Source organism: Corynebacterium sp., assembly GCF_030538285.1.
In the GTDB taxonomy this organism is placed as follows: Bacteria; Actinomycetota; Actinomycetes; order Mycobacteriales; family Mycobacteriaceae; genus Corynebacterium.
Genome location: NZ_JAUNUG010000017.1, coordinates 1 through 7,953, shown reverse-complemented (window position 1 = coordinate 7,953; position 7,953 = coordinate 1). Strand labels below are relative to the sequence as shown.

Here is a 7,953-nt window from a genome sequence, read left to right as displayed (position 1 = left end):
AAGATCGCCTCAGAGCGGGGATTGAACATGTGGCTGCCGGAGCCGGAATCTCAGTAACAGTTCTTTCCCGAGCAATCGGTGGGGTTTTCTTCCCTCTTTTCCGGATTTCCGAGCGGGTATTGTCGTTTCTGGATGCCTGTAGATCGCGGGCACCCATCCATCACCGATGAGAAGGAGTGCTCATGCTTTATCCGATGTTTATTTCTGTATCGCCAGAGGCTTTCGCCCGAATCGCTGAATCTGCGGATCGGGTGGCCGAAGCTGTGGATTTGATGGAGGACGCTCCCGCATCTACGTTCTCGCTGGGGTTGGAGTGGTTCGGGGTTCAGGCGGCTGTGGGGGATACCGCGATGGCGGCTGTGCAGGGTGCTCAGGTGTGGGCGGAAGATCCCCCGGTCGGTGGGGCATCTCCGGAGGAGGTCACACGAATCGTGGATGATCTCGCCGCGGTCGACCGGGAATCTGCCGAGGACGTGGGGGCAGAGTTCATGGATGAGGTGGGGCTGGAACCGTCGACGTCGATTATTGAGGCGTTGGACTCGCTTCAAGAGTTCTACCAGGGTGCGGCTTACCGAGGTGAGGCAGTCATCGTGGTCTTCAACTGACTGTTCACGGTGGGTGATGGTGGCTGTCAGCGCCATTCCCGCTAGTGCGACGGAGACAACGAGGATACCCGGTCGGTGCGGGGGCACCGAAGTTCCCTTGGTACGAAAGCGCATGCTTGCGTCGGCCGGGGAGGTGCATAGTCTATGGGCTGGAACCGCGGCCCGATGATCCTTGCGGGGCGGAGGGGTATCGCTCTCGTCAGTTCCTTGTCGCCGAGTTGTCGTAGGCGGAGGGCGTCAAGCAGGTGGAAGCAGATCGAGTCTTCCTACACCGGGGGTCGGGGCGGGATGTGGTGCTCGAGGGGGTTGTCTTACGCTCACCCCGGGCATGCTCGAAGCATCATCGATCGCGCCGCACAGGACATTCGGATTAATCAACGCCAAGCGGATATCAATGAAATAGTGGTTGGCCAGAGCAGTGAACGACATATCGTGGAGTGGGATCGAATTTCTTCGTCTCGAGGGCCTGGTCATGAGGCACGGGCAACAGCGAATGATCCTTTGGTTATGAGTATTCCTGCCGCGCTGCCGAGGGAAATGCTGTCCTCTTATTGGTTCACAGCATCTGTATGACCATTGCTGTGCCGATGGTGGTAACCAATGCCACGGCCGCCAGCGCCACAGAGAAGAAGAGGATAGTGGGTTTGCGAGGGGGAAGCGATGGTTCCAAGTTGCCGAATCGTAACGCCGAGTCGGCGAGGGACATGCGGAGTTTTTGCGCCTGGACAGTAGCTCGGTGATCTTTACGTGGTGGTGGGGTGTCAGTCACGACAAATTTCCTTTTCAGAGTGGTTGATCAGGGGAGGAGGAAATCGGGGATCTCAATGCGGATGGAGTCATCCCTCGCCGGTGGGGGTGGGGGTGGGGGCTCCTGACGGGTGACGGTGACAGTAGGAGCGGGCTGTGGAGCAGGAGCTGGAACTGGAACTGGCGCGGGAGCCGGCACAGGCGCATGAGGTGGCGCCACTTCGGTTGACTCCTCTGGCGGGGGAGGGAAGTAGGAGGTGGGTAGTTCCGGTAGTTGACCCAGGGGCGGGATGTGGTGCTCGAGGGGTTCGTCCTTGGCCCATCCGGGAGCGCCGCAGGCTGCCAGTGGCAGTGCCAGTGCGGTGAGTAGGAAAGCGAGGGTATGGCGCATCATCGCGAGTACTCCTGGGCGCGGGCGTGGACGGCCTTGATGAACTCGGGGTCCGGGTCGATCTCCTTGAGTCCGGCGTCCCACCCCTCTGGGGAGGTGGGATCGCCGGCGGTGCACAGGATGTGGGCGGTGGTGAGGGCGGCGTCGTCTATATTGTCGGGATCGGCAGGGCGGTGTGGCTCAGCGGAGACACCGAACTGCTCCCACCGGCTGGGCATGATCTGCAAAGGACCGACAGGGATATCGCGATGGGAGTCTCCGTCGATAATCCCGGCATCTGTGTCAGGGACCTCCTGCGGGTGCTCTGGGCGCATCAGGTTGAGACCGCGTAGGGCGACGGTGGTGGCGCCGTCCTCGCCGACTTCTGCTCCGTTCACCCGGCCGTGGTCGCTGAGGAGCGCACCGAGGGCGGCCAAGGTCGGCCACCCTACCTGGCATCCGGACTCCTGCGCACTGGACCACGCAGCGAAGGCGTAGGCTCGCAGTTGCCGCTCGGGGATGCCGTAGGGTTCAGCCCGCGAACTCGACCACTGCTGCATCTGATCGACATCCTTGTGACGCACGGGTGGGGCCGGTTCGAGGCGGTCGGAACAGGCGGACGTCGATAAGCACAGTGCCACGAGGACACCCGCACTCACGGTGCGGCGTGACGGTGCCATGAACCGAAGTCCTCTGCGACGATCGCCGCAAGCTCCATGTAGGCCTGGTAAGTGCGGCGATCCAACAGCTCCATGTCGATCGTCGCACCCTCGGAAAGATGTTGATCGTAGGGCACCACATGCACGGCGCGGGTGCGGGAGCGGAAGTGGTTGATGAGCTGCTCCATGTCGATCGTGGCTTGGCCCGGATTCGCCGCGGAGATGACCACCACCGCATTGGCCGCCAGTTGTTCATAACCGTGGAGGTTGAGCCAATCGAGCGTTGCTGCCGCAGACTGCGCGCCATCCAGCGCCGGCGAAGTGACCAGTACCAGAGTGTTCGCCAGGTCCAGGACGCCCGACATCGCCGAATGCATAAGGCCGGTGCCGCAGTCGGTGAGGATGACGTTGTAGTGGTGTTGCAGGATGTCGATGGCCTGCCGATAGTCCTCCTCGCTGAAGGCCTCGGACACCGCCGGATCACGCTCCGAACCTATGACCTCCAGTCGCGATCGTGCCTGCGTGGTGTAGGAACGTACCACCGGGTAACGGGACGTGTCCTCCGCAGCGAGAAGGTCGCGGATCGTCGCTGGGCCCGGAGCGGCCACCCGCTGAGCAAGAGTGCCCAGGTCGGGGTTGGCGTCGATGGCGATGACGCGATCACCCCGCACCGTGGCGAAAATACCGCCCAGCGCCACTGTGGTTGTCGTCTTGCCGACACCCCCCTTGAGTGACATGACCGCAATGCGGTAGTCACCGCGCAACGGAGCGCAGATCTGCTCCTCCAGAGCTTCGCGCAGCAGCTGCTTCTCCGACTCACCAGGATTGATGTGGCCGCCCGAAATGGTGTGCACGAAACGCCGCCACCCACCCTTCGGGGCACGACGCACCCGGTTGACCAGGTTGGATTGGTCCAAAGCGGGCGGGGGAGTGAGGTCAAAGGCCGCGGTGGGCTGTTTCTTTTCCGCGATGGTCGGTGCGAGCGCCGGAGGCGATTCCGGATCCGGCTGGGGGAGGGCAGGCGCGCCGCCGGTGAATAATCCCTGCGGATTCTGCTTCGCGGGCGGTGGTGCGGCGGCGGGGGCAGGAGCGGACTCCTCTGTTTCGCTGGTGCGGAGCCGGTCGATGATTTCCCGGGCGCTCTCCTTCTTCTCCTCCGGGGCCGTTTTCGCAGTCTCTTCTGAAGGCAATTTGACGGGCTCGGCGGAGGAAGGGGTTTTCGGATTTTCCTGGGGGGCCGGGTGCGGGGCTGGGTCCGGGGCCGGAGATTTGGGCGCGGGGGGCGTGGTGGCGGGGCCCCGCAGCCAGGCGGGCATGTCGCTGTCGTGGCCGTTCGGGTGGTTCATGGAAGTCCTAGCTGTGTTCCGGTCCGAGGTTGGGTGCGGAGACACCTGTTAATCAGATAGTGCTACTTGCTGATAATGCCGGGAATCATATCGACTCCAGTGGACATATTCACTCCGGACAGCTGTGGAGACTCTGAGAACAAACGGAGGGAGACCGTCGGATCAGGTCCTCAGACAACCGAACGACTTATCATGGGACCGCGTTAGATCTCTAGAACCTGGAGGACAGCATGCCACGCAGCTCTCCCACATCCCTGCTCCTCGACGGAGTGACCCGTGCTGCTGCCCTGGCTCACGCGCAGCGCCGCCCTCCCCTGGATATGGACCGAGCAGCGGTCATCGCTGTCGCCTCGCTCGATGACCGCATCCTTACCACCCCTGTAACCGCCCTGGTAGCCCAGCTTCTTGACGCTGTCTCCCCCGCAGGCGTTGTCGCCGTCGAAGCCGACGGGCTGCGCCAACCCCTCCGGGGGCCGCTCGGTGCCGGATCCGGTGGGGACCTCCACGGGTTGGGTACGAATTCCGTGACCGACCTTGCTCGCGCACAGATTGAGACGTGTGCGGACCCAGCCGGGACTGTGCCCTTCGTCGGTGTAGCTCCCGATGAGACGTGGGAGGTGGACGGAGCGACACTCGAGGTGGTTGTACGGCGGGCACAACACCGCTGGCCCACGGTTGTCGTCGACCTTCCGTACACCTGCCCGGCGCAGACCATCGCTGCCGGAACTCACCTGGCCACTCATGTGCTGCTGGTCACCGACGGCCACCATCAGGGCCATGACTGGCTCTACCGGGAAGGCCACCACCTCACGCAGGCAGCCCGGGAGGGGCGGGTCACGGTGGTGATGCTCGACGGCCCCGGTGACACCGGCCGCGCCGACACAGTGTCCCTGCCCGCCGCAGATCCGCAGTACACGGCCCGGGAGCGAATGCGGGTGCCGTTGGACACGTGGGCGCTCACCACCTATCACCGTCTGTTATCGCGCCTGTATCCGCCCGCCACCGCACACGGCTAAGCTGCCTCTCATGGGCATCACGTACCGCAAGCGCAAGAAGATCGGCAAGAACTCCTGGATCAACGTCTCCGGTTCCGGTGCCTCGGCCTCCACCCGCATCGGCCCGGTGACCATCAATTCCCGCGGTGGCATCTGGGTGAAGCTGCCCGGTGGTCTGAATTATCGGGGTCGCTGGAAGTAGTTACAGCATCGTCGTCGGGGTTGCGTCGGCGACCACGATGAGCGAGTCATACCAGGTGGAGGGCACCCCGGCGACCAGGTGGCCGAAGGGGAGTAGTTGCTGGAAGCGGTTGAAGTTCTCGCCGGCGCTGCCCATGGTGACCTCGGAGTCGACCAGCTCTCGGTTGGTGCCTGTGGTGTCCGTGAAATCAAGGTAGCCGATCTGGGTGCCTTCGAACATGCCCTGCAGCGGGGAACGGATCTGCAGGGTCCAGGCTTGGCGGTCAGTACCGTTGCCCGAGAGGAACTCGGTGCGGATGAAGTCGGTGCCGATCACGCGGTAACCATCACCCCACTTCTCGGCGGCGCGGGCGCCCACCGGTGAGGAGAGCATGCCCTGCTCCGCCTTGGCCACGTGGGCGTTGTGCCCAAACAGCAGGACCGGGGTCGGGGAGTGCTCCACCAGGCGGACCAGCATGTCGAACATGGCGGCCTCGCGGATGTCGCCGTAATAGCCCTCGGTGGAGATGAGCTCGACGTTGTGGCGCAGTGCCTGCGCGGCGGTGCGGGTCGCCCAGGTGTTGGGATGGTCCTCGGGGAGGGCGAGGGTGGCGTCGAAAAGCTCGCTGGTGGCGGTGATCATGGACTCGGGCTCGGCCAGCGCGGCCCGCAAGCGTTCGGCGGTGGCGGGATCCTGCTCGGCCAGCCCGTCGAGAGCGAGGGCCTTGTTGGCCTCGGTGCGCTGGACGTCCATTCCCAGCAACTGCACCTTCTCGCCCGCGGGTTGCCCCTCGTTGAACTCCCGCAGCCAACTCAGCCACCGGGCGTTCTCGACGGTCTGGTTGATCCGGAAGCCGAAACGCAGAGCGGCTTCCTCCGCGGTGCCCTCCCCACCCTGGATCCAGTCGTTGACCAGCAACGTCTGTCCGTAGTCCTCCTCCAGGATGATGGTGCGCGTGCCGTTCGGCACTACCTTCCGGCTCAGCTCCAGACGCAGGTCCTGATACTCGGCGTTACCGTGGGTGGCTTCGCCGAGGGCGAGGACGCGGGCGTCGAGTAGCGGGGCAGAAAGCTCTGCGGTGGCAAACTCGACCGCCTGCGCCTCGCCCTGGGGGCGGGTGGACCACCGCCAGGAGACGACGGTGGCGGCGATGAGCACCACAACAACGGTGAGCAGGATAGGAAAGATAAGGCGGCGACGCCGCGGTGAAGTAGTCATGACTTCATTTCACCGTGATGGGTCGTGTAGATCATCGGTCGTGGGTATCCAGCTTGTCGAGACCTTCGGCCACCGCAATTGAGCCGATAGTCGCTACCGGCCCCGGAATCCGGTGGATATCGTCATCCCCATGATGAGCGATTCCTTATTGCGCTGGCTGTTCCGGATCCCGATCCTTCTGGCCACCCTCTACTATCTGGCACCGCTCGCGGTACATCCCGGCGACCTCGGACTCTGGGCACTCCTGGTACTTCCGGCGGCGCTGGGCCTGGCGGTGCTGCCGTTGCGTCACTCGCGCCCGGTTGTGGTCTCGGTGATCGTCTCGGCCTGTCTGGCGATCAGCCCGGCGGCGATTGGTGCCGTCTTAGGCGTGGTCGGTTCGCTGGCCAGGCGTAACGGGGTGGGCCGCGGTGTGATCGGTCCAGCGGGGCTGGTGCTCGCCGGCGTGCTGGTCAAGGCTGTGCACCTGGCTTCCACCGCGTGGAACTCCGCGGCGTGGGTGGAGCTGGTCATTTCCGGGGGGATGCTCCTCGGCGCGCTGCTGGTAGGGCTGCTGATTCATGCGCTCAGCGATTCCAGTCAGTCCCGGGCGCAGGCCGAGGAGTACCGGGCCACCCAGATCCGCATGGCTGAACGCGCCCGCATCGCCCGCGAGATGCACGACGTAGTGGCACACCGGGTCTCCCTGGTGGCGATGATGTCCGGAGCGCTGGCCTACCGGGAGGACCTGCCCGCCGATGCCCGGGACGCCGTGAAAATCATCCAGGACAATTCCCGCCAGGCGCTCGAGGAGCTACGCGTTGTGCTCGCTGACCTGCGGCGCAGCGAAGATCCGGAGGCCCCGCAGCCCACCCTCGCTGAGCTTCCTGGCCTGCTCGATGAGGCCCGAGAGGCCGGCACCACCATCGACCTGCAGCTGGGCCTGGCCAGCGACACCGTCCCGGAACGCCACAGCCGCCACCTCTACCGAATGATCCAGGAGGGTCTGACAAATGCCCGCCGACACGCGCCCGGCGCGGACGTCACCATCTGCCTGGCGGGAAACCCTTCCGACGGCATCACCCTGCACATGAGTAACCCGGCCGCGTCTTCGGAGGAAAACGGTGGGTACGGCTTGGTCGGCATCGACGAACGCGCCCGTTTGCTGGGCGGTGTGGCCCGCACCCGCTGGGAGGACGGTAGATTTACGCTCGAAGTCTCCGTTCCCTGGAAGGTGGGCTGATGAGCGAGCAGATCCGCGTCATCGTCATCGACGATGACCCCATGGTGCGCACCGCCGTCCGCATGATCATGGGCACCGCATCCGATATCGAAGTGGTGGCCGACGCCGGGGAGGGCAGCGCCGGACTGGAGCTGGTCCGCGAACACCGCCCCGACGTGCTGCTTTGCGATATCCGCATGCCCCGCATGGACGGCCTCACCGTCCTCACGGAACTGCGGGCCACCGGGGATGCGACACCCGTCATCATGCTCACCACCTTCAACACCGACGACTACGTGGTCCGCGCATTCCAGCTCGGGGCGCAGGGTTTTCTCCTCAAAGACGCCGACCCCCGGGACATGGTTCAGGCGATCCGCGATGTCCGGGCCGGTCGCCCCGCTCTATCTGCCGGAGCGGTGGAGACCCTCATCGGCACCGTGCAGGCGGGGCCGGCCCGCGACCACCACGCGCTCGCCCTCGTGGACACCCTCACCGAACGCGAAAGGGAGGTGGCCATCCTGCTGGCGTCAGGCGCGAGCAACGCCGACATCGCCCGGCAGGCCCACATGGCGGTGGCCACCGTGAAGGCGAACATGTCGCGCATCTTCAACAAACTGGGCGTGGACAACCG

The 7,953-nt window shown here is 64.7% G+C and carries 9 protein-coding genes; 5 read left to right on the top strand and 4 right to left on the bottom strand.

Annotation, left to right across the window (positions count from 1 at the left end; translation table 11 throughout):
* The first annotated feature begins 182 nt into the window (after nt 1-182).
* On the top strand, nt 183-605 hold the full coding sequence (locus Q4G50_RS07325) for a DUF1877 family protein (protein WP_303376999.1): 423 nt from the start codon (nt 183-185) through the stop codon (nt 603-605).
* A gap of 556 nt (nt 606-1,161) precedes the next feature.
* Here Q4G50_RS07325 and Q4G50_RS07320 read toward each other — a convergent pair.
* The 3 genes from Q4G50_RS07320 to Q4G50_RS07310 form a co-directional block, all read right to left on the bottom strand.
* Nucleotides 1,162-1,374 (bottom strand): hypothetical protein, encoded by a 213-nt coding sequence (locus Q4G50_RS07320; protein WP_303376998.1) that lies wholly within the window; start codon nt 1,372-1,374, stop codon nt 1,162-1,164.
* 368 nt (nt 1,375-1,742) lie between these two features.
* A complete protein-coding gene (locus Q4G50_RS07315; RefSeq protein WP_303376997.1) occupies nt 1,743-2,402 on the bottom strand; it encodes a hypothetical protein in 660 nt (219 codons plus the stop codon).
* Nucleotides 2,378-3,727, bottom strand: coding sequence for a MinD/ParA family protein (locus Q4G50_RS07310; protein ID WP_303376996.1), 1,350 nt, complete (start codon nt 3,725-3,727; stop codon nt 2,378-2,380). Before Q4G50_RS07310 ends, Q4G50_RS07315 begins: the two co-directional genes overlap by 25 nt.
* A gap of 230 nt (nt 3,728-3,957) precedes the next feature.
* Here Q4G50_RS07310 and Q4G50_RS07305 point away from each other — a divergent pair, with 230 nt between their 5' ends.
* Both Q4G50_RS07305 and Q4G50_RS07300 read left to right on the top strand, forming a co-directional pair.
* A complete protein-coding gene (locus Q4G50_RS07305; protein WP_303376995.1) occupies nt 3,958-4,743 on the top strand; it encodes a hypothetical protein in 786 nt (261 codons plus the stop codon).
* 10 nt (nt 4,744-4,753) lie between these two features.
* Nucleotides 4,754-4,924: a DUF4236 domain-containing protein gene (locus tag Q4G50_RS07300; protein ID WP_082028445.1), complete on the top strand. Its 171-nt coding sequence runs from the start codon at nt 4,754-4,756 to the stop codon at nt 4,922-4,924.
* On the opposite strand, the gene Q4G50_RS07295 is transcribed toward Q4G50_RS07300, so the two are convergent.
* Nucleotides 4,925-6,121 carry an erythromycin esterase family protein gene (locus Q4G50_RS07295; RefSeq protein WP_303376994.1) on the bottom strand — a complete coding sequence of 399 codons (1,197 nt, stop codon included), beginning with the start codon at nt 6,119-6,121 and terminating at the stop codon, nt 4,925-4,927.
* Nucleotides 6,122-6,251: 130 nt separating this feature from the next.
* Here Q4G50_RS07295 and Q4G50_RS07290 point away from each other — a divergent pair, with 130 nt between their 5' ends.
* Both Q4G50_RS07290 and Q4G50_RS07285 read left to right on the top strand, forming a co-directional pair.
* A complete protein-coding gene (locus tag Q4G50_RS07290; RefSeq protein ID WP_303376993.1) occupies nt 6,252-7,343 on the top strand; it encodes a sensor histidine kinase in 1,092 nt (363 codons plus the stop codon).
* Nucleotides 7,343-7,953 (top strand): response regulator transcription factor (locus tag Q4G50_RS07285; protein WP_303376992.1); only part of this gene is annotated, 611 nt, incomplete at its 3' end. The genes Q4G50_RS07290 and Q4G50_RS07285, both read left to right, overlap by 1 nt.

Coding starts and splice junctions, on each gene's coding strand:
- Q4G50_RS07290 (WP_303376993.1), top strand. CDS start 6,252: ATGATGAGCGATTCCTTATTGCGCTGGCTGTTCCGGATCCCGATCCTT.
- Q4G50_RS07310 (WP_303376996.1), bottom strand. CDS start 3,727: ATGAACCACCCGAACGGCCACGACAGCGACATGCCCGCCTGGCTGCGG.
- Q4G50_RS07295 (WP_303376994.1), bottom strand. CDS start 6,121: ATGACTACTTCACCGCGGCGTCGCCGCCTTATCTTTCCTATCCTGCTC.
- Q4G50_RS07300 (WP_082028445.1), top strand. CDS start 4,754: ATGGGCATCACGTACCGCAAGCGCAAGAAGATCGGCAAGAACTCCTGG.
- Q4G50_RS07315 (WP_303376997.1), bottom strand. CDS start 2,402: ATGGCACCGTCACGCCGCACCGTGAGTGCGGGTGTCCTCGTGGCACTG.
- Q4G50_RS07305 (WP_303376995.1), top strand. CDS start 3,958: ATGCCACGCAGCTCTCCCACATCCCTGCTCCTCGACGGAGTGACCCGT.
- Q4G50_RS07325 (WP_303376999.1), top strand. CDS start 183: ATGCTTTATCCGATGTTTATTTCTGTATCGCCAGAGGCTTTCGCCCGA.